Genomic DNA, 26,950 nt, shown 5'->3' with positions numbered 1-26,950 from the left:
CGCTGGGCGAGCGCGGGTGATTGAGCCGGTTGGATGCGTCGGCCGTGACGTCGCTGGGGTGGCTGAGTCGGTCGGCTGTGTGGGCGGAGACGTCGCGGGGGTGGGCACCGGTGGTTGGGTCGGTTGGATGCGTTGGTGGAGGCATCGTCGGGTGGTTTTGTACGCGGAGCGTGGTCGCGGGTGGTGGGCCGGTCCGGGCAGGCGCAGGGGTGGGGGCCGCGACGGGCAGGCGCAGGAGCGGGGGGCTGCGACGGGCAGGCGCAGGAGCGGGGGTGGCTGCGATGGGCAGGCGCGGCCGGTTGTGGACGGAGGTGGTGCTTCAGTTCCGGTCAGCCGGGGAAGCGCAGGTCCTCGGCGTCCACGATGTGGTATGCGTAGCCCTGTTCGGCCAGGAAGCGTTGGCGGTGGGCGGCGTACTCGGTGTCCACCGTGTCCCTGGAGACGATCGAGTAGAAGTGGGCCTGCCGTCCGTCTCCCTTTGGGCGTAGCAGGCGGCCGAGGCGCTGGGCCTCCTCCTGCCTCGAGCCGAAGGTGCCGGACACCTGGATCGCCACCGAGGCCTCGGGCAGGTCGATCGAGAAGTTCGCCACCTTCGACACCACCAGCGTGCGCAGTTCTCCCCGGCGGAAGCGGTCGAACAGTTCCTCGCGTTCCTTGTTCCTGGTCGAGCCCTGGATCACCGGGGCCTCCAGTTCGTCGCCCAGCATCTCCAGCTGGTCCAGGTACGCGCCGATGACCAGGGTCGGTTCGCCGGGATGACGGTCCACAATGGACTTGATCACCGGGGTCTTGGTCATCGCGGTCGCGGCGAGTTTGTAGCGCTCGTCCGCGTCGGCGGTGGCGTACGACAGGCGCTCCGCGTCGGTCAGGGTCACCCGGACCTCGGTGCATTCCGCGGGGGCGATCCAGCCCTGCGCCTCGATGTCGCGCCACGGCACGTCGTAGCGCTTCGGGCCGATCAGCGAGAACACGTCGCCCTCCCGGCCGTCTTCTCGCACCAGGGTGGCGGTGAGCCCCAGCCGCCTGCGGGACTGCAGGTCGGCGGTCATCCGGAAGACCGGCGCAGGCAGCAGGTGCACCTCGTCGTACACCACCAGGCCCCAGTCCCGGGTGTCGAACAGCTCCAGATGCTTGTACTCGCCCTTCTGCCTGCGCGTGATCACCTGGTAGGTGGCGATCGTGACCGGCCGGATCTCCTTCTTCTCGCCGGAGTACTCGCCGATCTCGTCCTCGGTCAGCGACGTGCGCGCGACCAGTTCGCGTTTCCACTGCCGTCCGGCGACCGTGTTCGTCACCAGGATCAGCGTGGTTGCCTTGGCCTGTGCCATCGCGGCCGCGCCGACCAGCGTCTTGCCCGCCCCGCACGGCAGCACGACGACACCGGAGCCGCCTGCCCAGAACGCCTCCGCGGCCTTCCGCTGGTAGTCGCGCAGCTCCCAGTCGCTCTCGTCCAGCGCGATCGCGTGCGCCTCGCCGTCGACGTACCCGGCAAGGTCCTCGGCAGGCCAGCCGACCTTCAACAGCGCCTGCTTGAGCCGCCCGCGCTCGGACGGGTGCACCAGCACGGTGTCCTCGTCGATGCGCCCGCCCAGCATCGGGCTGATCTTCTTGTGCCGCGCGACCTCCTCCAGCACCGCGCGGTCGGTGGTGGACATGACCAGGCCGTGTGCCGGATGGTGGTTGATCTGCAGCCGGCCGAACCGGCCCATCACGTCCACCACGTCGATCAGCAGCGGCTGCGGCACCGGGAACCGCGAATACGTGGTGAGCGCGTCCACGACCTGCTCGGCATCGTGCCCGGCTGCTCGTGCGTTCCACAGCGCCAGCGGCGTGATCCGGTAGGTGTGCACGTGCTCCGGCGCGCGTTCGAGTTCGGCGAACGGCGCTATCGCGATCCGCGCGTCGTCGGCCTGCTGGTGGTCGACTTCGAGCAGGACGGTCTTGTCGGACTGCACGATCAAGGGGCCATCGGTCACCTGTCCTTTATACGTTCCCTCCCGAGCCGGGTTCCGGGGATGCCAAGATGACCCGAAGGCCGGAGCAGGAGGGGACCCCGTGACCACACCACAGTTCGGCGTACCGCAGGTGCCGAACCCGTTCGAGCCGCCGCGGCAGTTCCCGCCTCCCGTCCGGCCGAAGGGCGTGTCCGGCAAGGTGAAGGGGCTCATCGCGGGTGGCGTCGTGCTGGCGCTCGGGCTGGGCGTGCTGGCCGCGTTCGGCGTCGCGTCCATCGCGAATTCCGACGAGTCGCCGTCGTCGGGCACCTGCCTCTACCTGAGCGAGGCGGGTGACGACACGCAGAGCTACCACCGCGCCGACTGCTCGGACCGCAGTGCCACCTACCGGGTCGACAAGATCGTTCGCGGCAGTTCCTCCTGCCGCGGCGAGGACTACGTGCGCTTCGAGATCTTCGGCTCCGGACGTGCGTCGCGTACGGCGCAGAGGACGCTGTGCCTGGCGCTGAACGTCTCGTCCGGCGACTGCCTGCGCGACGTCGACGACGAAGCCACCATCAGCAAGGTCGCGTGCGACGATCCGGATGCGCAAGCGCGCGCGGAGGTGCACCGGGGACAGCGGTCGGGCAGCAGCTGCGGCGAGGACAGCACTGCGCTCGTGTACGCGGGTCCGCCGGTCCGCACGGTGTGTCTTCAGCCGACTGGGGCGCACATCTAGTTACTGCTGGTCTTCCGGCGGCAGCATCGCCTGTACGTCGAGACGGTTCGGGATCTGTCCGGAGCTGTGCATCAGATCCGCCACGCGCTGGAGGCGGGTTGCCGACAGCGTCGTCGGGTAGGTGCCGAGCGAGATGAGCGCCGCGGTGGTCTCGTCGATGTCGGACAACGACGGCAGTGCGTCACGGACCGTGGCCGGGTCGGCGGCGGTCTGCTGGGCCTGGGTGAGCACGTGCCGGAACGCGCTGAGGGTGCGCGGGTTCGCCGCTGCGAACGCACCGGTCGCCGCGTAGCCGGAAGACGGGAAGTCGAGCGTCGCGCCGTTCGAGCCGTCGGCGAGGATCTGCGCGCCCAGCTCCTTCTCCGCGCGCGTGATGTACGGCTCCACCATCACCGCCGCGTCCGCCCCGCCGGCCTGCAGGGTTTGCGGCATCTGCTGGTACGGGCTTGGCACCAGGTGGATCTTCGCCGGGTCGACGCCCGCGGTGGCGAGAATCGACCGGGCGGTCAGCGCGCCGATGTCGTCCTGGCGGTACACCGCGATCTTCGGCGCTTTCTTCGCGGTGGGCTCGTCGTAGTTCGAGCCGGGCAGGGTGACCAGGGCGATCGTGTTGCGGCCCGAGGTGTAGGCCTCGCCCTGCAGTTGCAGCGCGGTGCCCCCGGCGGCCGCGCGGAACAGGGAGACGTCGCTGCCGAACGTGACGTCCACCTGTCCGGCGGTCAGCTTCGCGACGCCGTCGTCGCCGCCGAGGTCCACCAGCTCGACGTCAAGGCCGGATTCCCGGAACTTTCCGGCCGCCACCGCGATCCGCAACGGCGCGGTGTCGATCGGATCGGCGACCCCCACCCGCAAGGTACTCCGTTCGGGTGAGGGCTGCCGTGGACTGTCACCGGAAGTGAACAGGCCGCAGCCCGCGCTCGCGATGAGCACCGCCACCAGCGCAAACGCCGGACCGATCAGCTTCATGTGCTCTCCCCCGCCAGGAGAATCTCCGTCTCGTGCTGGATCGTATGGGCCACTGCCCATACGATCGCCGACGGGGCCGTACCCTCGCCAGGGTGGTTTCCGGATCCGCGCCTTGGTCGTGTCTGTTCAGTAGGTTGAGCGCGGACACCCTCGACGACGTCCGTGGGTAGGGGTCCCACGGGGGAAAAGGAAGCACAGGTGACCCGTCGTGACGAGCGTCCCCGATCGGGCGACGCGGCGGATCCCGCTGTGCGGAAGGTGGGCGGTCGGTGGCGGCTGCGGAACTGGCACCTGCGCACCAAGCTCTTCGCCGTACTGCTGATCCCCGCGCTCGCCGTGGTCGTGCTGGTCGGGCTGCGGATCAACGGCGATCTGGGCGACGCGCGGCAGCTCGCCGAGTTCGCCGCGCGCAGCCGGGTCGATGCCACCGTGGCCGAGATGGTGCACCAGCTCCAGCGGGAACGCGACGTCACGGTGCGGTTCGTCGCCGGTGACCGGCAGGGTCCCACCACCGGCCTCGCCGGCCAGCGCGTCCGGGTGGACCAGTCGATCGGCGCGTTCGAGAAGACCTTCGCAGACAGCCGTGCCCGGCTCGACGTGACCGCGGCGGGCAGTCTGCAACAAAGCGACGACCGGCTGCGCGTGCTCGGCGGCCTGCGTTACTCGTCCGAGCACTCCGCCTTTCCGGCCGACGCCGTGCTGCGGTCCTACAGCGAACTGATCTCCGGCCTGCTCGACATCAGTGACACCGCGGCCGCCGACGTCTCGAACGCCGAGCTGGCCCGGCTGCGCCTGGCAGGCAACGCGCTCGCGCGGATCAAGGACCAGATGTCGGTGAAGCGCGCGGTACTGGCCGAGGCGCTCGCCGAGGGCACGCTCAACCGCGACCGCACCCGCTCACTGCTCGGCGCCGAGGCCGAACTGACCGCCGCGCGCAACGACTACCGCACTTTCGCCACGCCGGACCAGCAGCGGATGTACGACGACACGGTGATCGGCCTCGTGGTGGACATCGGCAACGACATGGTCGAGTCGGCGCTGTTGCGTGCGGAGAACGACCAGCCGCTGTCCGGGCTCGACCCGGACCGGTGGGACACCGCGTCCACCTACACGGTCAACCTGGCGCACCAGGTGCAGCAGGCGCTGCTCGTCCAGCTGCAGGAGCAGACCGATGCCCTCGCCGCCCGCGCCCGCACGTCGACGATCTGGGACGGCGGCGTCGTGCTGGCTGTGCTGCTGGTCGCCGGGCTGCTGTCGGCGGTCATCGCCCGCTCGCTGCTGCGGCCGCTGCGCGTTCTCCGGCGTACCGCACTCGACGTGGCCGACCACCGATTGCCCGAAGCCGTGCAGCGATTGCTCACCGAACCCGATCCGGGACCGGAGAACCTCCCGCATCGTGCGGCGGTCGCCCCGGTGCCGGTGTTCACCCGCGAAGAAGTGGGGCAGGTCGCGCGCGCGTTCGACGCGGTGCACGGCGAGGCGGTGCGATTGGCCGCGGAACAGGCGATGCTGCGCGAGAATGTGAACGCGATGTTCGTGAACCTCTCGCAGCGCAGCCAGGACCTCGTGGAACGGCAGCTGTCGGTGCTCGACCGGATGGAGGCGGGCGAACAGGATCCGGACACCCTCGCCGGACTGTTCGAACTGGACCACCTCGCCACCCGGATGCGGCGCAACAGCGAGAACCTGCTCGTGCTGTCGGGTACCGACCTCGCGCGCGAGGACTCCGGTGCGGTGGTCGCCGACGAGATCGTCGGTGCTGCACTGTCCGAAGTGGAGGATTACCAGCGAGTCGAGGTGGGCCCGGCTCCCGCGCTCGCGGTGCGCGGCGAGGCGGTCAACGACCTCGTGCACGTGGTGTCCGAGCTGCTGGAGAACGCCACCCGCTACTCCGGCGACCGCACCCCGGTCACCGTGGACAGCGAGTGGACTGCGGATCGGGAGTGGCGGATCGAGATCACCGACCGCGGCGCGGGCATGCCGCAGGCGGAGATCGACCGGACCAACGTCCGGCTGGCCGATCCGCCGGACGTCGACGTCGAGGTGTCCCGGCGGATGGGCCTGTACGTGGTGGCCACCCTCGCCGTCCGGCACGACATCCAGGTCTCGCTGCGGCCGGGGGAGCAGACCGGGCTGACCGCGACCGTGCTCGTGCCCGCGGCGCTGATCATCGAGGCGCCCGCGTTGCCGGAGCCGGTCGTGCCTGCCGAACCGGCGTCCGCGCCGGAACCGGAACTGCTCGCCCCGCTCATCCCGGACGAGCCGCCCGAGCAGGGGCCGCTGGTCACCCCGGTACTGGAGCCCGGTCCGCCGCGGCGGGCGCCGGTGGTCGAGAGCGCCTCGTCGTGGCCGCCTGCCGCGGAGGAGCGTTCCCACCTGGACCTCGACGCGCCGACCGACCGGATGCCTGCCTACCGCGACGTGCTGTCGCGCTGGTTCGACGCCGCCGCGCCGGACGACGAACCACCCACCCCGCCGGAACCGCGCGTACTGATGCCGGAGGCGACCTCCGACTTCGAGGCATTCCGCGAGCCGGACACGTTGCTCGATCCGTTCCCTGCCCACGATGCGCCGTCCGAGCCGGAGCCGTTCCCGGTGTCGGACGCGTTGCTCGAGCCGGAGCCGTTCCCGGTGCCGCAGCCCGAACCCGACCGTCTGCCCCGGCCGGACCCGGTGCCCGAGCCGGTGTCCGAAGAGGAGCCGGTGCCGGTGGCGTTCCCCACCGTCGATCCGGACGAGGCGGCCGGGCCGGCCGGATCGCCGGAGGCACCGCAGTGGCCGACGTCCGCCGAGCTGGCGCAGGAGGACGGAGCCGAGGCCACCTGGCCGTTCCTGCGCGTCGCCGACGTGGCGGACCCCGGGCAGGTGCCCGAACAGCGGCCGATACTCTCGCTTACCCCCGAAGCGGTGCGTGAGCGGATGACGAGCCTGCAGGGCGGGTTCCGGCGCGGCCGGCACGCCCGGGGGGACGACACCCCGCCCTCGGATCGAACGGAAGACTGATGAGCTCGACAACCGCGCTGCTGGAAGTGATCGCGCTGAGCGCGCAGGACGCGGAGCGCGCGCAGGAGGGCGGCGCGGACCGGCTCGAGCTGGTTGCCGACATGGCCGACGACGGGCTCACCCCGGCCGAGGAGACGGTGCGCGCGGTGCTCGCGGCGACCGATCTGCCGGTCCGCGTGATGCTGCGGGCGGAGAACTCGTTCGCCGCGGGCGGCCTCGACGCGTTGCGCGCCACCGCGGCCGGACTGGTCGAGGCTGGCGCGCGCGAGTTCGTGTTCGGGTTTCTCACCGAGGGCGCCGAGGTCGACGTGGACGCCTGCCGCTCGCTGGTGAAGGAGATCGACGGGCAGCCGTGGACGTTCCACCGCGCCATCGACCGGGCCCGCGATCCGCTGGCCGCCTGTGCCGTGCTCGCCGAACTCGGCTGCGACACGGTGCTGGCCGCGGGACATCCGAACGGCGTCGGCAGCGGCCTGTCCGTGCTGCAGCGGCTGGCCCGCCGCGAGGACGGTCCGAAGCTGCTGGTCGGCGGCGGACTGCGGGCGCAGCAAGTGCACCTGCTGCGGGCCGGCGGTGTGCGCGGCTTCCACGTGGGTGGCGCGGTCCGCCCGTCCGGATGGGATGCGCCGGTCGACGTGGCCGCCGTGCGTGAGTGGGCGGAGCTGACCAAGGGCTGAGACGCCGAGCCGACCAAGGGCTGAGAATCAGCCTTCCTGGAGCAGCTTTCGCAGGGCGGTGAGGCCGCGGTGCTGGCCGACCCGCACCGCGGCCGCGCCGGGCAGCCCCAGTGCTTCCGCGGTCTGCTCCGCGGTGAAGCCGAGCACCACGCGAAGGGTCAGCAGGTCGCGGTGCGCGGGCGGGAGCCGGTCGAGTGGATCCGGGGGCCCGGTCTGCGGGTGTCGCCGGAGCTCTTCGGTGACGCGACGGCCTGCGATCCCGAAGACCAGCGGCAGCAGTGGCTGTCCGGCCTGTCCGACCCGTCCGGGCAGCTGGGCCAGCGCCTCGAGCAAGGTGTCCTGCGCGCACCGCTGCGCGGCGGTGCGGTCCAGCCGGGCACGGCAGTACCGCAGCACGAGCGGGCGCAACCCGGTGAGCAGTTCGTCCACCGCGCCGCGCTCGCCGGCCGCGGCAGCTTCGACCAGCCGGGCGTCCACCCGGGCCGGCGGCGCACCCTCGTCGGTGGACATCCCGGCCTCCCCGGCACGAGAGTTTCCTCCTGCCGGCCCGGATTGTCCATGTTGCTCTTTTCTTGATCACCGGGCGGACCGGGTGAATCCGGACGAGACCGGATAAATCGGCCAGAAATTGCTCGGGTGAAACAAAAACCAACTAATCACAAGGTCAGCCAAAAGTAGGTTCCTCGACTCCGGTTCGGTTCTTATGCTCGGCGAAACAGGTCGAGCTCGGGCCACGGCACGGCGTTTCGACCCGGTCCCCCCTATGAGAGGAAACGCCATGCGAATGCGCAAGCTCGTCGCCGCGGCTGTCCCGCTGCCGGCCTTGCTGTGCCTTTCTCTTACCGGCGTGGCCCACGCCGACCCGCTGGTTACGCTGTCCGGTAACGCCGCACCGCTCGCCGCGAGCGCGCGCACCGGCGATACCGACGCCGGCCAGCGGATCACCGCCGCATTGTCGCTGAAGCTGCACAACCAGCAGGCGCTGCAGCAGTTCCTCGCGGACGTGCAGAACCCGGCGTCACCGAAGTACCACCACTTCCTGACCCCGCAACAGTTCAATGCTGCATTTGGCCCAACGCAGGCCGAAGCAGACCAAGCAGTGAAATTCCTGGAACAAAACGGGGCGACCGGAATCAAGGTTTCCGGTAACCGGCAGGCGGTCACTTTCTCCGGGACCGCGGCCCAGCTGGAATCCACCTTCCACACCGGGATCGGCAATTACCTCGACTCGGTCACCGGCCGGAAGTTCTTCGCCAACGACGCTGCGCCGGCACTGCCGAAGGCCGTGTCGTCGGTCGTCGATTCCGTGGTCGGCCTTGACAACCACGGGGTGAAACAGCACTCCGCCGCCACCAAGGCGCCGCGCGAGGTCAAGGCGGTGACCCCGCCGATTCTCCAGAGCGCCTACGGCACCGGCGACCTGTCCGCCACCGGGGCCGGGGTGAACGTCGGCTTCGTCGAGTTCGACGGCTACGACAAGGCGGACATCGCCGCCTACGATTCGAAGTACAACCTCAAGGCCGGCTCGGTGAACACGGTGTCGGTCAACGGCGCCGATTACGACTCCAACCCCGGTGAGGGCGAGACCGAGGTCGACCTGGACCTCGAGGTCGTGCACGCGCTCGCCGCCGAGGCCGATTCCTACGTGTACGAGGCGGAGAACTCCAGCGCCGGCGAGCTGGCGATGTACCAGCAGATCGCGTCGGACAAGAAGGTCTCCGTCGTGTCGATCTCGTGGGGGGCCTGCGAGGCGGCCGAAGGCGCCTCGGCGGCCAACAGCGTGGACAAGGCCATCTCCACCGGCGCCGCGGAGGGCATCAGCTACTTCGCTGCCGCGGGTGACGACGGGACCACCGACTGCGCCCGCCAGAGCGGCTCGAAGGACAAGGCGGTGGACTTCCCCGCGTCCGACCCGAACATCTCCGGCGTCGGCGGCACCGAGCTCTCGGTGGACTCGTCGAACGGTTACAGCGGTGAGGTTGCGTGGAACGACGGCGCCTCCGGCGGTGCCGGCGGCGGTGGCATCTCGACGATCTTCGACGCGCCGTCGTGGCAGTCGAAGCAGAGCACGACCAAGCGCAAGGTCCCGGACGTCTCGGCGGATGCGGCACAGGGCTCGGCCTACACCGTCGTTTCCGGCGGCCAGACCGGCAATGTGTGGGGCACCTCCGGCGCGGCCCCGCTGTGGGCCGCCTTCACCGTGCTGCAGAACCAGGTCCACGGCGGTTCGCTGGGCAACCTGAACGAGAAGTTCTACAGCATCGGCAACGGTTCCGACTACGGCACCGGCTTCAACGACGTGACCAAGGGCAACAACGATTTCAACGGTACGACCGGCTTCAGCGCCGGCACCGGCTACGACCAGGTCACCGGCTGGGGCTCGTTCAAGGGCTCCGGGCTGTCCGGCCTGATCGGCTGAGCCAGTCTCCGGTCGAGGGCCCCTTTCCCGGCACCGGGGAAGGGGCCCTCGTGCGCGGCAGGTCGACCCGGCCGGGATAGCGTGGGGGCATGACTCGCACTGTCCGGGAGGCCACCCGCGAACTGCTGCGGAACCTCGGCCTGACCACGGTGTTCGGCAATCCCGGCACCACCGAGATCGCGTTCCTGACCGAATGGCCGGACGACTTCGCCTACGTGCTCGGCCTGCAGGAGTCGGCCGTCGTCGCGATGGCGGACGGATACGCACAGGCGACGCGGAAGCCGGTGCTGGTGAACCTGCATTCCGCAGGCGGGGTGGGGCATTCGCTCGGGCACGTGTTCACCGCGTACCGCAACCGGACGCCGCTGATCGTGCTGGCCGGGCAGCAGACCCGGTCACTGCTGCCGGACGAGCCGTTCCTCGGTGCGGTGGAAGCGGCGAACTTCCCGCGGCCGTACGTGAAATGGAGCGTCGAACCGGCCAGGGCCGCGGACGTGCCTGCCGCGATCGCGCACGCCTACCACGTGGCAACGCAGGCACCGCAGGGTCCGGTGTTCGTTTCGGTTCCGGTGGACGACTGGGACGCCGAGGCGACCATGCCCTTGCCTGCCGGCCGCAGGGTGGCGGGGTTCGCACCGGATCCGGATGCGCTGGCCGAACTCGCCACCGCACTCGACCGGGCGCGGCATCCGGCGCTGGTGGTCGGTGCGAGCGTCGACCAGGACGGCGCGGTGCCGGATGTCATTGCGCTGGCGGAAAAACTCGGTGCCGGGGTGTGGGCGGCGCCGATGTCGGCGCGGTGTTCGTTCCCGGAGGACCACGAGCTGTTCCTCGGTTTCCTGCAGCCTGAGCGGAAGGCGGTCGCCGAGGCGTTGCAGGCGCACGACGTCGTGCTGGTCCTCGGCGCGCCCGCGTTCACCTACCACGTCTACCGCGGTGAACCGGAGACCTCGTTGCCGCCGGTGTACTTGGTGAACGACGACGACCAGGTGCTCGCCAGGGCCGCCAACGGGGTCGGCATCCGGTCGACGCCGGGGCTCGCGATCCGCGCGTTGACCGAACAGGTCGCGGCAGGTGAGCGGACCGTGCCCGCCCGGCCCGCGGTGCCGGCCGAACCCGCCGCGAGCACCCCGATCTCACCCGACTTCGCCTATGCGGTCGTTGCGGATCTGTTGCCGGACAATGCGATCGTGGTCGAGGAGACGCCGAGTCACCGCAACGTGCTGCACGAGCGGCTGCCGATCACCTCGACCGACACCGGATTCCTCACCGTGGCGAGCGGGACTCTCGGCTACGGTCTGCCCGCCGCGGTCGGTGCCGCGCTGGGCAGGCCCGATCGCAAGGTGGTGGCCGTGCTGGGCGACGGGTCCAGCATGTACTGCGTGCAGGCGCTGTGGACCGCCGCGCAGCAGCACGTGCCGGTCACCTTCGTGGTGCTGGACAACGAGCAGTACGCCGCGGTCCGGATTCTCGGCGAGACGGCCGGCGGACGGAAGGTGCCGGGCACCGCACTCGGCGGGATCGACTTCGCCTCGCTGGCGCAGAGCATGGGATGCCCGGCACACACCGTGGTGCGGGCCGAGCAGCTGCGTCCGGCGCTGGCTGCCGCGCTCGCCGCGGAAGGACCGAGCCTGGTGCACGTCAAGGTGGATCCGAATCCGCAGACGCTGTACTGATGATCCCGCATTGACCCGATCGGACGGGGCTGCTGAGATGGCAGAGTGCAGCCACTTCTGACCCCCGGACAGCAGGAACTCGTCGACCGTGCGGGCAAGCTCGCCGACGTGTTCGCCGAACGTGCCGCGCAGCACGACCGGGAGAACACCTTCCCGCACGAGAACTACGACGATCTGCGCGAGGCCGGGTTCCTGCGGCTCTCGGTACCGGAGGAACTCGGCGGGTTCGGTGCGGGCCTGCCGGAAATCCTGCCGGTGCTGGAGCGGCTGGCCATGGGCGACGGCGCGACCGCGCTGGCGTTCACCATGCACCTGTCCCCGCTGGGACAGTGGGCGAGCGTGTGGCGGCGCACCCGGTCCCCGCGGCTGGAGGGCCTGCTGCGCAAGGCGGTGGACGGCGACCTGGTCTGGGCGTCGATCACCAGCGAAACCGGGCTGCGCAACGACATGACCGACGCGAGCACACGCGCGGTGCGGGTCGAGGGCGGGTTCGAACTGACCGGCCGCAAGAGCTTCGCCACCAACTCGGCGGTCGCCACGCACTGCTCCACCACCGCGCGGTACGAGGACGCCGAGGGCGGTCCGCGGCTGCTGCTCTGCCAGATCGCGCTCGACCAGCCGGGTGTGACGATCCACCGCACCTGGGACACCATGGGCATGCGCGGTACCCAGAGCAACGACGTCGAACTGGACAAGGTGTTCGTCGAGGACGCGGCCGTGGTGCACTCGCTGCCGGTCAAGCACCTCGACGCACGCGTGCTGGAAACCGTGTGGGCGTGGGCGATGCCGGCGTTCTCCGCGGTCTACACCGGAGTCGCCGCGGGTGCGCTCGACTGGACCGTGCGCTCATTGGTCAAGCGCGGGAAGACGGCCGACCCGGTGCTGCAGGACGCGATCGGTGAATGCCAGATCCTGCTGGAAAGCTCCCGTGCGCTGATCCACCACCACGCCGGCGACGTGCTGAGCCGCCGCCTGTTCACCGGCGACGTGCAGGACGGCGTGGCCCGCTGCGCGACGGTGAAGTACGTGGCAGCCAACAACGCGGTACAGGTGATGCAGCGCCTGGTCGAGGTCCTCGGCGGGATGTCGTACACGAAGGCGCTGCCGTTCGAGCGCATGTGGCGAGACATCCAGGCGAGCACGTTCATGCCGATGGGCAACATGGTGACCAGGAAGCTGGTCGGCGCCACCGTGCTCGGCGAACGCCCGCTCCCGGAGATCGGCCCGGACGAGACCGGACCGGATTCGCGCGCACAGGGCTGATCGCCGTTCTGACGAATGGGTGATTCCTCCGGAAAACCGGTGATCTTCGCCGCCCTCGCGGATTACCGTGGCCGGCTCGGCCACGGTGTCCAGGGGAGGGACGGATGGCGAAACAGCAGTACCGCACGCGTCCAGACGGAACTGTCTACCCGATCACGCCCAAGAAGGGCGGCGGGGCCAAGGTCTTCGTGAGTGCAGTCGCCGTGGTCGCGGCGGTCGGCGGTGGCGCGGCGACCGGGTTGGGCGGGGCGGGGATCGAAGCCGGGTCGGCGGTGGAGGCGTTGCCAGGCAACCTTTCCGGCGATGTCGCGGATTCGCTGCCCGGACGCAGCCTGAAGACCCGCAAAGCGGAAGGGCGCAAATCCGCACAGCGCGGCCGCAAGAGCGAAACCTTCGGCCGGTTCAAGCTCAAACAGCTCAAGCAGAAGGCGGAACACGAGCTCGAGTGCCTGGCCGCGGCCACCGATCGAGTGCAGGACTACCTGGCCGAGCACCGGTGCACGTCGTTGGACCGCGGTCTCTACGCCGTGGGGGACGGCCACGGCAACGCCGCCGCGATTTCGCTCGTGCGCGTCGGGTTTCCGAAGCGTAGCGACGCGACCGGCGGTAGGAAGGTCGAGCAGGTGCAGGGCAGCGGGGACATCAAGCCGCTCGGCGGGGCTGTGCTCGGCCTGGCCGGGCTGTCCTTCTCCGGGCACCACTTCGGCTCCCGCGTCGACCGCCGGACGCTCGTGGTTGCGGAAGCCGAGACGGTCGACGGGCACCTCGACGACGGCACGCTCGATGCGCTTGCCGACGTCTCGGTGTGGTTTCCCCGGGTGTGATCAGTTCTGCGCGTTCTCCACTTTGGACACAGTGGAATCCGCCTGCTCCGCCGCTGCCCATTCCGCTGCGTCGGCGGCTGCGGTTGCGGCCGGGCCGTGCAGGAGGCGGGCCACTTCGCTGCGCAGGGAGACGAACTGGGAGGACTCCCTCGTGGTGATCTGGTCGCGCTGGGCGGGCAGGCCCACCGGGAGGTCGGCCACGATGTGGGCCGGGGACTTCGACAGCACCAGCACCCGGTCGCCGAGGTACACGCTTTCGTCGATGTCGTGGGTGACCAGCAGGACCGTGGTGCCCTGTTCGGTCTGCACGCGGCGGAGCAGGTCCTCCAGATCGAACCTCGTCTGCGCGTCCACCGAGGCGAACGGCTCGTCCATCAGCAGCAGCGCCGGGCGGCTGGCCAGCGCACGGGCGATGGACACCCGTTGCTGCATACCGCCGGACAGCTGCCAGGGGAGCTTGCCCTCGACCCCGGACAGCCCGACCGCGCTCAGCGCCTCGCGGGCCCGGGTGCGCCGGGTCGCCTTGTCGAGTTTGCTCCAGCGCAACGGGAATTCGACGTTCTTGCCCACCGACAGCCACGGGAACAGTGAACGGCTGTAGTCCTGGAACACCACCGCTAGGTCGTCCGGCACGCCGGTCACCCGGTCACCGTGCAGGCTGACCGTGCCCGCGGTGGGCGGCAGCAGTCCGGCGATTGCGCGCAGCAGGGTCGACTTGCCACAGCCGGACGGTCCGACGATGCACGCGAGCTGCCCGGCTGCCACCTCGAACGACAGATCGCGCACCGCCACGTGTGCGGCGTCCCCGGTGCCATAACGGTGGCTCAGGCCGGAGACCTCGAGCATGGTCGACATTGCACACCTTCCGAGAAGAACTAGTTCCGGCCGGGCTGCCACCCGAGCACCCGGCGCTCGATGGCAAGGAGGGCGGCGTTGAACCCGTATCCGAGGATGCCGAGCAGCACGACCCACGCCCACATCTGGTCGTAGTCGTAGGCCTGTTGGGCGGCGAGCAGTGCGTAGCCGATGCCGTTGAGCGCACCGACCAGCTCCGAGATCGCCATCAGGATCAGCGAAATGGACAGCGACAACCGCAGTCCGGCGAAGATCTTCGGCAGTGCCGCAGGCAGCACCACCAGTCCGATCCAGTACCTGCGCGGTGTACGGAACGCGCGGGCGGTCTCCACCTTCACCTTGTCCACCGAGCGCACGCCGTCCACGGTGTTGAGCAGGGCGGGCCACAGCGAACCGAAGATGATGGTGGCCACCTGCATGCCCGGTCCGATGTGGAACAACACGATGAACACCGGCACCAGCGCGGGCGGCGGGATGGCCCGGAAGAACGCGAACAGCGGGCCCACGTAATCCATCCCGGTGCGCGAACGGCCGAGCGCGGTGCCGAGTGCGACGCCGACCACCACCGACAGCAGCCAGCCGCCGAGCACCCGGCCGAGGCTGGGCAGGATGTGATCGAACACCGCGTCGCCGAGGAACAGCTGCGACGCCGGCCCGGAGAACCACAGTTTGGCCGCGGCCACCGCGATCTCCGACGGCGGCGGGAAGAACACGCTCACCGTCAGCCGGGTCACGAGTTCCCACAGCAGCACGAGCACCACGAACAGCAGCCACTTGCGGGCGAATCCGCCGACCCCGCGGCCGACCCGTCCGCGGGTGCGCACCGTGGCAGGCTTCTGCAGCACACTCACGCGGCAGTCCCTTCGTCGGTGCTCCAGCGGAAGAGCCTGCGGCCCAGCCGTTCCAGTCCCTCGTTGACGATGAAGCCCAGCACCCCGGCGACCACGGTGCCCGCGAGCACCAGGTCCATCCGGTTGGCACCGGAACTGGCCTCCAGCACGAACTGCCCGATGCCGAGTTTCGCGCCGGCCAGGAATTCGGTGCTGATCACCACGATCAGCGAGATGGCTGCCGCCATCCGGATCCCGGTGAACACAAACGGTGCGGCGTGCGGCAGCGCCACCGAGGTGAGGATCCGCGACCGCGGGGTGCCGTAGGAGCGGGCGGTCTCGACCAGCAGCGGATCGATCTCGGCCAGCGCGTAGATGGTGTTGAACAGGATCGGCCACACCGAGGCGTACACGGCGAGCGAGATCTTCGCCTCCGGTCCGCCGCCGATCACGATCAGCACGAGCGGGATCAGCGCCACCGAAGGGATCGGCCGCAGGAACTCCACGACCGCCTTGGTCGCCTCCCGCAGCCAGCGCACGCTGCCGAGCACGAGCCCCGCCGGAACCGCGATGACGACCGAGATCGCCATCGCGATCACCCAGGCCAGCGCAGAGGCCACCACGTCACGGACGAACTCGACGTCACCGAGCAATTGGCCGATCCGGGCGAACACCACGGTCGGCGGCGGCAGGTCGTTCTGATCGACCCAACCGACCCGCACGACGGCCTCCCAGATGAGCAGGAAGCCGAGCAGGCCGATCAGGTTGCGGACGAAACGCACTTCAGGACGCGCTCGCCTGCGGGACGATCATCGTGGCGACGTCGATCTTGGCCGGGATCGACCCGAACTGCTGCAGCAGGTCCGGCACCCGCTGCAGCCGCCGGGCGTCCAACGCGGACTGGAAGGTGAGCAGGTTCGTGAGCGCCGCGGTGGCGTCGTCGACCTTCGAGAACTTCACCATCAGCGGCTCGATCTTCGAACGGTCGGCGGATTCCTTGGTGGCCTTCGCCATCGCGCGCTGGAAGGCGGCCACCGTCTTCGGGCTGGCCGAGGTGAACTTGCCGAGCGAGCCGTAGCCCGCGGTCGGGAAGTCCTTCGTGCCACCGGACGCGGTGTCGATGATCTCGACCGTGCCGTTGACCTTGGCCGACTGCGTGATGAACGGTTCGGTGAGGAAGCCCGCGTCCACGTCACCGCGCTTGACCGCGGTGCCGATCTGCGGGAAGGGGATCGAAACCCACTGCACCCCGTTGTAGTCCACGCCGTTGTCGCGCATCACGGACTTGGTCAGGGTGTCGCAAATGGTGTTGGTCGCGGTGATCGCGATCTTCTTGCCCGCCAGATCGTGCACGCTCTTCACCGCGCTGTTCGGCATCGCCACGATCTCGGTGCTCTTCGGACCTGCCGAGGAGGCGTCGGCGACGAACTTGATGTCCGCGTTGCCCTTGCTCTTCGCGATGAAGAAGGGGGTGTAACTGGAGTAGGCGACGTCGACCTCGCCGGAGAGCAGCTTCTGCAGCGACGCGTCACCGCTGGCCGCGTCGACCGTTTCGACCTCGAGGCCTTCCTGCTTGAAGTAGCCGTTCTGCACCGCGAGGTGGAACGGGGCCACGTCGATGGTCGGCATGATCGAGACCTTGATCTTCGGCTTCTCGAGGCCGGAACCACCGCTGGTGCTGCCCGAATCATCCGATCCGCCGAGCAGCCCGCAGCCGCTCGCGGTCAGTGCGACACCGCTCGCCATGGCGAGCGACAGGAATCCGCGCCTGCCGTACCTGCGCTGGTTGCCCGCGGCTGCTTCAAACAAGGTCGCTCCTATACGGATGAGGTCACGTCTGGTGGTGCAGACGTGCAGGCGTTGGGATGTGGCTCATCGTCCGGAGTCACGCGGCTACTGTAAAGAACCGACCTCGTTACTCACAATGGGTGGTCAGTAACGGTTCAGAGGTGGCTTATGTCACTCGATCAGGTGATCGATCCGGCTGGTGGAGACCGGCATGCCGACATGCTGTGGATGCCTCAATGCCTTGATCCGCTGCCCGTGTACACCTGGGCGGACATCTGGAGGGTTACAAATCAGCCAAGCGTTCGCTACCCTCTGCTCCTGCAGAGTGAGGTGCGGACCACTGATGTAGTGAGAGACAGTCTCGCGAAGAGGCACTCCGCGCATACCGGCGCGCAGCCGGTCAACGGTGGTCTCGGCCGAACGGACCAGTGATCGACCACGTGCGGGGACCGAACGCCATGCCAGAGCTGAACCGATTCCGCACCCGGGTTGGCGGGAAACCGCACCTGGAAGTCGATCATTTCACCCGGAAGGGTGTAATGGCCCGGTCAGTGGCCTGGACCAATGCGGGTCCCGGCCGGCTGTCGGAGGCGTGCGGGTAGTGACCGCGGGCACGGCAGGTTTCAAAGCACAGGGTCCCTCGGGCCCGGACGACGATGGTGGTGCGGCGGTGCCGAACGAAGACACCGCGGGGGTGGGAGGGACCCCTGCGCGGGAGACCGGATCGAGCGGTCGACGCTCCTTCTTCGCGCTGGGAAACTGGCGGCTCCGGTCGAAGCTCGCGCTGATCCTGATCATCCCCACGCTCACCGCGCTCGTGCTCGGCGTCCTGCGGGTCGTCGACGACGGGCGCCAGGCCGTGGAGCTCGGCCGCACCGCGGACCAGGTCGCGTTCGCGCAGAAGGTCACGACCGTGGTGCACGGCCTCGAGGGGGAGCGGTCGCTGGCGGTTGCCCGGATCGCCTCCGGCGACTCGCTGCGCCAGACCGGTCTGGACGCGCAGGTGGCCAAGGTCGACCACGATGTGGAAGACCTGCGCAACGCCGCGGTGAACCTCAACACCGGCGACCCCGCGACGAGCGACCGCTACAACCGCGGTCTGCAGCGGCTGGACGCGCTGCGCCCGCTGCGTGCCGCGATCACTACCTCTTCTTACTCCGACCTCGCGGTGCTCGACAGCTACTCGTCGATCGTCGACGCGCTGATCCAGCTCGGGCGCGAGGTGACCACCGCGACCAGCGATCGTGACCTGCTGCGGCTCGGCAACAGCACACAGTCGATCAGCGAGGCCAAGGAGTTCATCCTCCGCGGTGACAGCGCGCTGCAGGTCGCTGCGTTCCGCAACGGCTTCCCCGGCAACCTGCTCGACGAGACCCGTGCCGCGGAGGCGAGCGGGGACGCGTCGATCTCGGTGTTCCTCGCGAACGCCACCGATGAGCAGGTCCAGCTCTACAACGACACCTACTCCGGCCCGGAGGTCGACGACCGGCGCCGGATCGAGACGTCGTCGTTCTCCTTCGCGCAGGAGGGCAACCCGCTCAACATCGACGCCACCCGGCTCGGCCAGGACTCCACGATCGCCTCGGACAAGCTCCGCGCGGTGGAGAGCAACCTGCTGACCCAGCTGCGCGCACAGGCGGACAGCCTGGCCGACTCGGCCGTGCGCTCGGCGTGGATCGGCGGCGTGATCGTGCTCGCGGCACTGATCGCGGCACTGATCCTGATGCTGGTGATCGCCCGGCTGATGCTGCGCCCGCTGCGCGTGCTGCGGACCACCGCGCTCGACGTGGCCTACACCCGGCTGCCGGAGACGGTGCAGTCCATCCTGGACGATCCGGACCCGGTCAACGCCTCGAAGAAGGCGGTGGACCCGGTGCCGGTCGCCTCTCGCGACGAGATCGGCGAGGTGGCGCGCTCGTTCGACGTGGTGCACGAGCAGGCCGTGAAGATGGCCGCCGAACAGGCGCTGCTGCGCGAGAACGTCAACGGCATCTTCGTGAACCTCTCCCGTCGTTCGCAGCGGCTGGTGGAACGCCAGCTCGGCGTGATCGACCGGCTCGAGGCCGACGAGCAGGACCCGGACCACCTCGCGAGCCTGTTCGAGCTCGACCACCTCGCGACCCGGCTGCGCCGCAACGGCGAATCGCTGCTGGTGCTGTCCGGCGCCGGCCTCGCGAAGTCGGTGCCGAAGCCGGTGCCCGCCGCCGACGTGATCGGTGCCGCGGTGTCCGAGATCGAGCAGTACGCCCGGATCGAGGTCGGCGCCGTACCCGAAGTCGCGGTGCAGGGACTGGCGATCCACGACCTGGTGCACGTGCTCGCCGAACTGCTCGACAACGCGACCTACTTCTCCGAACCGGAGACGAAGGTCACCGTGCGCGCCGTGGTGACCCGCAAGAAGGCGCTCGCCATCCAGGTCACCGACCACGGCGTGGGCATGAGCGAGGACCGGTTCGCCGAGATCAACTCGCGGCTGGCCGACCCGCCGGACCTGGACGTGTCGGTGACCAGGCGGATGGGCCTGTACGTGGTCGCCCGGCTGGCCCAGCGGCACGGCATCGAGGTGCGGCTGCGGGAGAACGAGGACATCGAGGGTGGCGTGATCGCCCGCGTCGTCGTGCCTGCCGAACTGCTCACCCAGGTGCGCGTGGCCGCGCCGGCGCCGCCGCGGCACACCCCGCCGCCGCCGAACCGCAACGAGGTTTCGCACCCGAGCTTCCCGCCGGTCAACCGGGAGCCGGAGCCCGCACCGCAGCCGCCCGCCGTGCCTGCCCAGTCCAACGGCGGACTGGTGCCGCTCGACCAGCCGATCAGTCTCGACGACCTGGTCTCGGGCAATCGGGCGGCCGGGCCGTTCCTGAGCCCGGAGACCCCGGCCGCGGAGGCGCCCGCGTGGCCGACCGCCGACGACCTCGCGCCGCTCACCCGTGAACCCAATGGTGACGGGGCGAGCCTGGCCGAGACCGAGTTCGCGCCGCTGGTGCTGCCGAAGCGGGAGCCGAAGTACGTCGCGCCGGAGGAGCCGAAGGCCGCCGAGCCGCTCGAGGACGAGGGCGCGTCGGCACTCGAGGACGACGTGCCGACCCGCCGGCTGCCGATCTACCAGTCGGTGCTCTCCCGTTGGTTCAGCGAAGGCAGCGAGGATCCCGAACCGGGGCTCCTGCCGGGGACCGACGGTGCGGCCGGCGCGCAGGCCGAGCAGTCCGGATCGGCCGGGCAGCCCGAACCGGCCGGCTCGGCCGAGCAGCCGGTTGCCGAGCAGCCCGTTGCCGAGCCGGACGTCGCCCGCGAGGAGGAGCCGATCGAAGCGACGCCGCTGTATCCGGGCACCGACGAGCCCGGCGACGAAGGCTGGCACAGTGCCTCCGACGAGGGCTGGCAGGCGGCGCAGTCGCTGCTCGAGTCCAAGAACGAGGAGGTGACCTCGGCGGGGCTGCCCAAGCGCATCCCGAATGCCTACCTGGTCCCCGGTTCGATCTCCGGTCCCCAGGGTGCGGCCGAACCGCAGAACTCGTTCACCGACGAGACCGCCGGACTGCCCGGAACGGGTGCTATCACCCGCTCCGCGGCGGCGGCCCGCAGCAGGATGGCAAGCTTCCAGCGTGGGTACACCTCCGGACGGCACGCGCTGAAGGAGCGGCCGGCGGATGCCCGGCTCGATGACCAGGTGCGGGTCACCGGATCCGGGTACGTGAGCGACAGCAGTGAGGAGCGAGAGTGACACGGGCGGGTGCAGTGCAGCCGGGAGGCGGCCCGACGCAGCCGAACGGCAGGGCCGGCGGCGCGGCGGGTAGCTTCGCGTGGCTGATCACGGACTTCGTGCACCGGGTTCCCGGTGCGGCGCACGCGGTGGTCGTTTCTGCCGACGGTTTGCTGCTCGCGGCTTCCCGCGGGCTGCCGAAGGACCGCGCGGACCAGCTCGCGGCGGTGGCCTCCGGGCTGACCAGCCTCGCGCGGGGCGCGGCGAAGGTGTTCGAGGGCGGCCCGGTCGCGCAGACCGTGGTCGAGATGGCCAACGGCTTCCTCTTCCTGATGTCGGTGTCCGACGGGTCCTGCCTGGCCGTGCTGGGTTCCCCGGAAAGCGATATCGGCCTGGTGGTGTACGAGATGACGTTGCTCGTCGAACGGGTCGGACAGCAGCTGACCCCGGAGATGCGCGCGCAACTGCAGGGCGCTTCGGTCCGCCGATAGGCGGGCCAGGACTTCAGGAGTAGGCCGTGGACGACGGGCGCTTGCGGGGAGATGGCCGGCTCGGGGACGACTCCACCGGTGGGTGGGGTGAACGGGACCGGGGACGGGAGGACTGGAAGTCCTTCCGCGAACGGGTCGACCGCGAGTGGCGGGCCCGGCATGCCCGTGGCGACACCGAAGAACCCGTCTCCGGCGATGCCGAAGAACCGGTGCGTGAGCCGCCGAACTCGCTGACCGACTCGAACGCGGGTCAGCAGCCGGGGATCACCGCGGTGCCCGGGTACCGGGACCGGCTGCTCGGCGGACCGGGTTCGGAGCTGTTCGGCGGTGCCAGTGGTCCGCTGTACGACTCCGCCGAATTCGCCGCGTTCAGCACGGCCCGCGACGGTTCGCCGGGTCCGTCCTCGGACGAGCTCGCGGCGGCGCTGCCCGCGCAGGCCGCGAGTGAGCCGCCGGTGACCGAGGTGGAGACGTCCGGGCTCGTCCGGCCGTACTTCCGGACCCGCGGCCGGACGAAGCCGACCTACGACCTCGCGATCGAAGCGCTGGTCTCGACCAGCGATCAGGGCCGTGTGCTCGACCGGGTCCGGGTGCCCGAGCACCGGTCGATCTGCGATCTGTGCCTCGACACCCGGTCGGTGGCCGAGGTGGCGGCGCTGCTGCGGCTGCCGCTCGGCGTGGTGCGGGTGCTGATTGGTGACGTGGCGGGCCTCGGGCTGGTGCTGGTGCACACGACCAGCAACACGAGCTCGGGCGACCGCCCCAGTATCGAGTTCATGGAAAGGGTGCTCAGTGGGCTTCGGAGAATTTGACTCCGACGCGAACACACCGCATACAGGTCCGACCTCGTCGGCCAAGATCGTGGTCGCGGGTGGGTTCGGTTCGGGAAAGACGACACTGGTCGGGGCGATCTCCGAGATCGACCCGCTGACCACCGAGGCCATGATGACCGAGGCGAGTGTCGGGCACGACGACGTCACGGCCACGCCCAACAAGACGACCACCACGGTCGCCATGGACTTCGGCCGGATCTCGCTCGACTCCGATCTGGTGCTGTACGTGTTCGGCACGCCGGGTCAGCACCGGTTCTGGTTCATGTGGGACGACCTCGCGGTCGGCGCCATCGGCGCGGTGGTGCTGGTGGACACCCGGCGGCTGGCCGACGCGTTCCCCTCGATCGACTTCTTCGAGAACCGGAAGCTGCCCTACGTGGTGGCGATCAACTGTTTCGACCGCTTGCTGCACCACCAGATCGAGGATGTGCGGCATGCGTTGACGATCTCCCCGTCGGTGCCGATCATGGCGTGTGACGCGCGGGAGCGGGATTCGGCCAAGCAGGTGCTGATCTCCGTCGTCCAGCACGCGATCGCGCACGACACGGCACTGCGGGCGGGGTGAGCCCCGGGGCAGGATGCGGCCGTTGGAGTGAACTCGACGGCCTTCACCCGCTTCGGGGAGTGGTGCCTCCGTCCGGGGCAGGCGGGATCACTCCCGTCCGTCCGGTACGGAGCCGGCCGGCCCCGATCGGGCCGCCGGAACGCCGGTGACCTGCGCGGACACCCCCTCGCGCAGGGCAGTCGGCGGCACTACCGAGTGACCCGCGAATGCGTGGTGGCGCATGCGTTCGCACGACGTAAGCCCGGAAGTACGCGTACCGTGCCCGGGCGCACGCTCGACACGGCCGAGTGCATGAATACGCTGGAACGGCGTCTTCACGGCGGCCGGGTGAGCAGGACCGCCCGACGACGGGTGGGTGTCCGGCAGCGTTCGACAGCTTGGAGGGCCAGTGACCTATCCCGGGACCGAGTCCGGTCTGCCGACGGAGCAGGACACGTTCGGCTGGCTGATCACGGACTTCGTCCGCCGTGTCCCGGGCGCCGCGCACGCGGTGCTGGTGTCCGCGGACGGGCTGCTGCTCGCGCCGTCCGAGGGGCTGCCGCAGGAACGGGCCGAGCAGCTTTCCGCGGTCGCGTCCGGGCTGGTGAGCCTCACCCAGGGCGCGGCCCGCTGTTTCGAGGCGGGCGGGGTCAACCAGACCGTGGTGGAGATGGAGGGCGGATACCTGTTCCTGATGTCGGTGTCCGACGGTTCGTCGCTCGCCGTGCTGGCCGCGCCCTCGTGCGACATCGGGACCGTGGCCTACGAGATGACCCTGCTGGTGGAGCGGGTCGGTGAGCAGCTCACGCCGGAGCTGCGTGCCCAGCTGCAAGGTGGGGTGCGTGGGTGAGGATTTCGGGTTTCGGCGAACAGGACACCGGTGCGTGGGACGCACTGCACCGCGGCGATGAACGCGAGCAGTTCGACTCGCCGAGCCGCTTCGAGCTGAGCACCCTGAAGACGATGCTGCCGCGTCGCCGTCCGCACGCGCCTCGTCCCGCCCCCGCCGAACCCGAACCCGAGGAACCGCCCGCAGGCCACGACGACGGCTGGGCATCCGCCGTGGACGATTCCGGCGGCGGTCACGAATGGGCCGAGGACGGTGCATCCGGCTACTGGGCCGAAGAACCCCCGGCACCGGCGCACCGTGGCCAGCACGCGGCCGCCGAGGGGCACCATCGGTACCGGGAGCAGCGCGCCGAGCCCTCCGCCGTCGAGCAGCAGCCCGATCCGTACTCGTTCGACGAGTACGCAGGCAGCTCCGGATCCCCTGGCCGGGACGACCGTGTGGTGCCGGAGGGATCCGCGTACCGCAGGCATCGGGCGGCCGAGGTGGATCGCCCGTCCGGTCGCAGCAGGCACGCGCTGGCGGAGGAACCCGAAGCGCACCCGGCCGAGCTCGACCAGTTCTGGTCCGCGGCAGCGGAGAGCGGTGCCGAGCCGCCGCGCACGGACGAGCAGCCCGGCTCTGCCGCGGACGAGCAGTCCGGGTCCGGGACCGCAAAGCCGGCCAAATCGCGGGTCCGGCCGTACGCCCGCACGCGTGGGCGCACCCGCTCCGACCACAACCTCGCCCTCGAAGCGCTCGTCTCGACCAGTGACGACGGCCGGTGCTACCGCGGGGTGCGTTCCATCGAGCACCGGCGGATCTGCGATCTGTGCCTGGACACCCGCTCGGTCGCGGAGATCGCCGCGCATCTGCACCTGCCGCTCGGCGTGGTCAAGGTGCTGGTCGGCGACATGGCCGACATCGGGCTGGTGTTGCTGCACCAGACCGAGCTCGTGCTCGGCGACCGGTCGTCGCGCGAGTTCATGGAGCGCGTGCTGCAGGGCCTGCGCAGCCTCTAGTCCTCCACCAGTGCCGCGGAAGTGATGCGGTGCAACGGGTATCGCTCGTGGTCGGCACCTTCCAGCACCCCGCCGCCGACCCGCAACGGCCGTACCACGCGCTGGCTGGCCGTGCCCCGGGAGTCGACGAAACCGATCCACACCTCGCGCTGTTCCAGCGTCGCCAGCGACAGCAGGTCCAGCGTCGCGGTGGTGTCCGCGCCGCCGCCCCTCGGCGCGTGCACCGTCGAACCCCGGCGTCGCGCGGAAGCCTGGTCCCCTGCCCGCAGGTTGGACACGATGCGCACGGCCTGTTCCTCGGTCAGCGTCGCCGGCTCTCCGACCCGCGCGCGGGCGGACCTGGTGCGGCCCGGCAGACGGCGTCCGCTCGGGCGCAGGTCCACCACCCGACCGTCCGGACCTTCGGCGGCCGGTGCGAAACCCGCTGCCCGCAACGCTTCCAGCACCTCGGCCAGTGCTGCCGAGCTGATCAGCACGGTCGGCGCGATCATCCGCAGGTCGTACTCGGCGGCTACCGGATTCGCCAGCACCTCGGCCAGCAGTGCCTCGTCGTCGCAGCGCAGGAAGGAACCGGCCGCGCCGCCGCGGAGCCTGCCGTGCCGGCGGGCAACGTCGTCGATCAGGTAGCTGAGTCCCTGCGGCACCGGCGTCGCCGACTTGGTGCGGAACAGCGCGTGCAGCTCGTCCGCCGTGCGTCCGGTGTCGAGCGCGCGGCGCACGGACGTCTCGGTGACGCGGTAGACCGTGGCATGTCCGGCCGATTCGACGTCGGCGACCGCGGACATGGCGGCCGCCAGCTCCGTCTCGAGCGGACCCGGTGCCACCACGGTGAGGTCGGCCTGCACGAGCACGTGGTCGACCGGCGCGGGCAGCGCGTCGTACATGGCTTCCACGGCGCCGGAACGGTCGTCTTCCAGCAGCAGCCGGGTGCCGGTGGTCAAGCCGCCGAGGCCGACGAGCCCGAGCGCGGTCGCCTCGGCCATGGTCCACCGCACGGTTTCGTCGCGCAGCCGTCCACCACGCCGCGGCGCCCGCCAGGCCAGCACGTTCACCAGCTCGTCGACGCCCTTCACGCCCGAACCGGCGGGCAGCTCGGCGAGCGCGGTGAGTACCCGCCGCCTCGCGACCGGCGCCAGCGGCCGCCGCAGCTCCTCCGACAACGGTGCGATCGGCTTGTCCTTCGCGTCCCGTCCGCCGGCGAGGCCGGGCAGCCGGGGCAGCTCCAGCCACGCCTGCGCGAGCGTCATCCAGCGCTGCACGGACGGGGACGCGAGCCAGCTGTCGGTGAGCGTGGTGGGTACCCACTCCGGCACGGTGTTCTCGCTGTCGGCCACCAGTCCGGCGCCGACCACGAGCTCGGCCAGCAGCGTCGCGCGCCGCTCGTCCACCTCCAGGTCCTTGGCCACCTTCTTCAGCTCGCGCACGCCGAGCCCGCCCGCCTTCAGCACCGGCGGCGGGGTCTGCGACCAGGACCGCAGCAGGGATTCGACCTGCCGCAGCAGTTCCATCGCCTCACCTGCCGCCGCGGCGTCCACCGTGTCCGTCTGATGTGGATGGACGGGCAGCTCCGGTTCGGCGAGCGTGTCCGGGTCGAACACGGCCCCGTCGCGCAGCAGTACGCCCAGCTCGCGGGGGAGCTCGACGGTCTGGTCGTCGCGGCGCAGCAACAACCCGCGGGCGAGCAGCTTCTGCACCGGGGTGGCCGCCTCGGACAGCGCCACGTCGACGCCTGCGTCCCGGGTGCGCCCGATCGGCGGGCCTGCCGCGAGTGCGGTGAGCACCGCTCGCTCGTCCTCGCCCACCTCGGCCAGCCGCGCTTCGACGTCGGTGGCGGCCAGCGCGGGCGAGGGCGTGCCGAGCCCGGCGGGGAACGGCCCCAGCACGTCACGGGCGGCCGGTGGCACCCGGAGCGCGCCGTCCTCGCCCCAGGCGAGCACCCGCGCGCGCAGCTTCGCGAGCGCGGCCGTGACGTCGCGGCCCACCAGCCCGGCGACTTCGGCAGCAGGCACGGTCGCCGCGTCGGCGCCGGCGACCAGCAGCGCGTCGAGTACCGCGAGGGTGAACGTGTCGAGGTCTTCGCAGGCCCGCGCGACCGACCCCGGGGTGCCGGCGCGGGTGGCGAGCACAGCGGTGTCGGACGGTGGTGGCGTGGACAGATCGCGACGGGTGCGCAGCAGTTCGGCGAGTGCGTCGTCGGACTCCGCACGCAGCCAGTCCGCCAGAGAGGTCGCGGGCATAGAGCACCAGGATACCGGGCGGGTGCGCGGGCGCAGGCGGTGTTCGGGCAGACTGTTCCCGAGCAGTCGGACGAGGGCCCGGGAGGACGCAATGGCAGGCGGCGAGAAACACAAGGGCAAGGGCATTGACCCGACCTGGCCGGGCGAGCCGGGTGAGCACCCGGTCACCGAACTTTCCTCGGACCGCCAGGGTGCGCTGTCGCCGTTCGGCGACCTGACCTTCCCGCTCGAGCAGGTGCCCTACGTGCATCCGGAGACCGAGATCAACCGCTGATCCGGCCGCCGGGCTGAAGTTACCGGTGGGTCACCCGGTTGGGGTCAGG

General features: G+C 70.3%; 22 protein-coding genes. 14 read left to right on the top strand and 8 right to left on the bottom strand.

All coding sequences use genetic code 11. The annotated features are described in order from the left end of the window. Positions 1 to 329: 329 nt before the first annotated feature. Positions 330 to 1,976: a DNA repair helicase XPB gene (locus ABD793_RS21440; protein ID WP_344862644.1), complete on the bottom strand. Its 1,647-nt coding sequence runs from the start codon at positions 1,974 to 1,976 to the stop codon at positions 330 to 332. A 79-nt stretch (positions 1,977 to 2,055) separates the two neighbouring features. On the opposite strand from ABD793_RS21440, the gene ABD793_RS21435 reads away from it, so the two are divergent. Further along, positions 2,056 to 2,673 (top strand): LppU/SCO3897 family protein, encoded by a 618-nt coding sequence (locus ABD793_RS21435; protein ID WP_344862643.1) that lies wholly within the window; start codon positions 2,056 to 2,058, stop codon positions 2,671 to 2,673. Here the strand turns inward: ABD793_RS21435 and ABD793_RS21430 are convergent, their stop codons facing one another. Beyond that, positions 2,674 to 3,639, bottom strand: a complete 966-nt coding sequence (locus tag ABD793_RS21430) for an ABC transporter substrate-binding protein (RefSeq protein ID WP_344862641.1) — start codon at positions 3,637 to 3,639, stop codon at positions 2,674 to 2,676. Between the two features lie 198 nt (positions 3,640 to 3,837). On the opposite strand from ABD793_RS21430, the gene ABD793_RS21425 reads away from it, so the two are divergent. Together ABD793_RS21425 and ABD793_RS21420 are read left to right on the top strand one after the other, a co-directional pair. Next, a complete protein-coding gene (locus tag ABD793_RS21425) occupies positions 3,838 to 6,642 on the top strand; it encodes a sensor histidine kinase (protein ID WP_344862639.1) in 2,805 nt (934 codons plus the stop codon). After that, positions 6,642 to 7,319, top strand: coding sequence for a copper homeostasis protein CutC (locus ABD793_RS21420; protein WP_344862637.1), 678 nt, complete (start codon positions 6,642 to 6,644; stop codon positions 7,317 to 7,319). The genes ABD793_RS21425 and ABD793_RS21420 overlap by 1 nt, the downstream gene beginning before the upstream one ends. A 27-nt stretch (positions 7,320 to 7,346) precedes the next feature. Here ABD793_RS21420 and ABD793_RS21415 read toward each other — a convergent pair whose 3' ends face one another. Beyond that, complete coding sequence (locus ABD793_RS21415) at positions 7,347 to 7,829, bottom strand: sigma factor-like helix-turn-helix DNA-binding protein (protein ID WP_344862635.1); 483 nt, start codon at positions 7,827 to 7,829, stop codon at positions 7,347 to 7,349. A gap of 268 nt (positions 7,830 to 8,097) precedes the next feature. Between ABD793_RS21415 and ABD793_RS21410 the strand changes: the two genes are divergently transcribed. The 4 genes from ABD793_RS21410 (at position 8,098) to ABD793_RS21395 (ending at position 13,501) form a co-directional block, all read left to right on the top strand. Continuing rightward, on the top strand, positions 8,098 to 9,738 hold the full coding sequence (locus tag ABD793_RS21410; RefSeq protein ID WP_344862633.1) for a S53 family peptidase: 1,641 nt from the start codon (positions 8,098 to 8,100) through the stop codon (positions 9,736 to 9,738). Between the two features lie 89 nt (positions 9,739 to 9,827). After that, positions 9,828 to 11,414, top strand: a complete 1,587-nt coding sequence (gene mdlC, locus ABD793_RS21405) for a benzoylformate decarboxylase (RefSeq protein ID WP_344862631.1) — start codon at positions 9,828 to 9,830, stop codon at positions 11,412 to 11,414. Positions 11,415 to 11,459: 45 nt separating this feature from the next. Continuing rightward, entirely contained in the window at positions 11,460 to 12,677 is a 1,218-nt protein-coding gene (locus ABD793_RS21400) for an acyl-CoA dehydrogenase family protein (protein ID WP_344862629.1), read from the top strand. A gap of 104 nt (positions 12,678 to 12,781) precedes the next feature. After that, positions 12,782 to 13,501, top strand: a complete 720-nt coding sequence (locus ABD793_RS21395; protein ID WP_344862627.1) for a hypothetical protein — start codon at positions 12,782 to 12,784, stop codon at positions 13,499 to 13,501. On the opposite strand, the gene ABD793_RS21390 is transcribed toward ABD793_RS21395, so the two are convergent. The 4 genes from ABD793_RS21390 to ABD793_RS21375 are packed head-to-tail and all read right to left on the bottom strand — an operon-like array spanning position 13,502 to position 16,932. After that, positions 13,502 to 14,356, bottom strand: a complete 855-nt coding sequence (locus ABD793_RS21390; protein ID WP_344862625.1) for an ABC transporter ATP-binding protein — start codon at positions 14,354 to 14,356, stop codon at positions 13,502 to 13,504. Between the two features lie 20 nt (positions 14,357 to 14,376). Then, entirely contained in the window at positions 14,377 to 15,201 is an 825-nt protein-coding gene (locus tag ABD793_RS21385) for an ABC transporter permease (protein ID WP_425548737.1), read from the bottom strand. 2 nt (positions 15,202 to 15,203) lie between these two features. Then, on the bottom strand, positions 15,204 to 15,968 hold the full coding sequence (locus ABD793_RS21380; RefSeq protein ID WP_344862622.1) for an ABC transporter permease: 765 nt from the start codon (positions 15,966 to 15,968) through the stop codon (positions 15,204 to 15,206). A gap of 1 nt (position 15,969) precedes the next feature. Then, positions 15,970 to 16,932 (bottom strand): ABC transporter substrate-binding protein, encoded by a 963-nt coding sequence (locus ABD793_RS21375; RefSeq protein WP_344863098.1) that lies wholly within the window; start codon positions 16,930 to 16,932, stop codon positions 15,970 to 15,972. A gap of 712 nt (positions 16,933 to 17,644) precedes the next feature. On the opposite strand from ABD793_RS21375, the gene ABD793_RS21370 reads away from it, so the two are divergent. The 6 genes from ABD793_RS21370 (at position 17,645) to ABD793_RS21345 (ending at position 24,390) form a co-directional block, all read left to right on the top strand. Beyond that, positions 17,645 to 20,695, top strand: coding sequence for a sensor histidine kinase (locus ABD793_RS21370; protein WP_344862620.1), 3,051 nt, complete (start codon positions 17,645 to 17,647; stop codon positions 20,693 to 20,695). Next, a complete protein-coding gene (locus ABD793_RS21365; protein WP_425548731.1) occupies positions 20,692 to 21,165 on the top strand; it encodes a roadblock/LC7 domain-containing protein in 474 nt (157 codons plus the stop codon). The genes ABD793_RS21370 and ABD793_RS21365 overlap by 4 nt, the downstream gene beginning before the upstream one ends. Positions 21,166 to 21,191: 26 nt before the next feature. Continuing rightward, the gene (locus ABD793_RS21360; protein WP_344862618.1) at positions 21,192 to 21,977 is read left to right on the top strand and encodes a DUF742 domain-containing protein; all 786 of its coding nucleotides are present in this window, start codon (positions 21,192 to 21,194) and stop codon (positions 21,975 to 21,977) included. Then, a complete protein-coding gene (locus ABD793_RS21355) occupies positions 21,958 to 22,563 on the top strand; it encodes a GTP-binding protein (RefSeq protein WP_344862616.1) in 606 nt (201 codons plus the stop codon). The genes ABD793_RS21360 and ABD793_RS21355 overlap by 20 nt, the downstream gene beginning before the upstream one ends. 388 nt (positions 22,564 to 22,951) lie before the next feature. Then, positions 22,952 to 23,392, top strand: a complete 441-nt coding sequence (locus tag ABD793_RS21350; RefSeq protein WP_344862614.1) for a roadblock/LC7 domain-containing protein — start codon at positions 22,952 to 22,954, stop codon at positions 23,390 to 23,392. After that, positions 23,389 to 24,390 carry a DUF742 domain-containing protein gene (locus tag ABD793_RS21345; RefSeq protein WP_344862613.1) on the top strand — a complete coding sequence of 334 codons (1,002 nt, stop codon included), beginning with the start codon at positions 23,389 to 23,391 and terminating at the stop codon, positions 24,388 to 24,390. Before ABD793_RS21350 ends, ABD793_RS21345 begins: the two co-directional genes overlap by 4 nt. Here the strand turns inward: ABD793_RS21345 and ABD793_RS21340 are convergent. After that, complete coding sequence (locus ABD793_RS21340; RefSeq protein WP_344862610.1) at positions 24,387 to 26,627, bottom strand: helicase-associated domain-containing protein; 2,241 nt, start codon at positions 26,625 to 26,627, stop codon at positions 24,387 to 24,389. The genes ABD793_RS21345 and ABD793_RS21340 overlap by 4 nt on opposite strands. Positions 26,628 to 26,718: 91 nt before the next feature. On the opposite strand from ABD793_RS21340, the gene ABD793_RS21335 reads away from it, so the two are divergent. Then, positions 26,719 to 26,901 (top strand): hypothetical protein, encoded by a 183-nt coding sequence (locus tag ABD793_RS21335; protein ID WP_344862608.1) that lies wholly within the window; start codon positions 26,719 to 26,721, stop codon positions 26,899 to 26,901. Positions 26,902 to 26,950: the final 49 nt, after the last annotated feature.

It is taken from the genome of Amycolatopsis ultiminotia, from assembly GCF_039536925.1.
GTDB lineage: Bacteria > Actinomycetota > Actinomycetes > Mycobacteriales > Pseudonocardiaceae > Amycolatopsis > Amycolatopsis ultiminotia.
This window is presented reverse-complemented; position numbering and strand designations above follow the sequence as displayed.

Excerpts from the sequence above, each read along its gene's own strand:
- ABD793_RS21420 (WP_344862637.1), top strand. The coding sequence starts at position 6,642 with ATGAGCTCGACAACCGCGCTGCTGGAAGTGATCGCGCTGAGCGCGCAG.
- ABD793_RS21410 (WP_344862633.1), top strand. The coding sequence starts at position 8,098 with ATGCGAATGCGCAAGCTCGTCGCCGCGGCTGTCCCGCTGCCGGCCTTG.
- ABD793_RS21395 (WP_344862627.1), top strand. The coding sequence starts at position 12,782 with ATGGCGAAACAGCAGTACCGCACGCGTCCAGACGGAACTGTCTACCCG.
- ABD793_RS21415 (WP_344862635.1), bottom strand. The coding sequence starts at position 7,829 with ATGTCCACCGACGAGGGTGCGCCGCCGGCCCGGGTGGACGCCCGGCTG.
- ABD793_RS21430 (WP_344862641.1), bottom strand. The coding sequence starts at position 3,639 with ATGAAGCTGATCGGTCCGGCGTTTGCGCTGGTGGCGGTGCTCATCGCG.
- ABD793_RS21335 (WP_344862608.1), top strand. The coding sequence starts at position 26,719 with ATGGCAGGCGGCGAGAAACACAAGGGCAAGGGCATTGACCCGACCTGG.
- ABD793_RS21340 (WP_344862610.1), bottom strand. The coding sequence starts at position 26,627 with ATGCCCGCGACCTCTCTGGCGGACTGGCTGCGTGCGGAGTCCGACGAC.
- ABD793_RS21390 (WP_344862625.1), bottom strand. The coding sequence starts at position 14,356 with ATGTCGACCATGCTCGAGGTCTCCGGCCTGAGCCACCGTTATGGCACC.
- ABD793_RS21375 (WP_344863098.1), bottom strand. The coding sequence starts at position 16,932 with ATGGCGAGCGGTGTCGCACTGACCGCGAGCGGCTGCGGGCTGCTCGGC.
- mdlC (WP_344862631.1), top strand. The coding sequence starts at position 9,828 with ATGACTCGCACTGTCCGGGAGGCCACCCGCGAACTGCTGCGGAACCTC.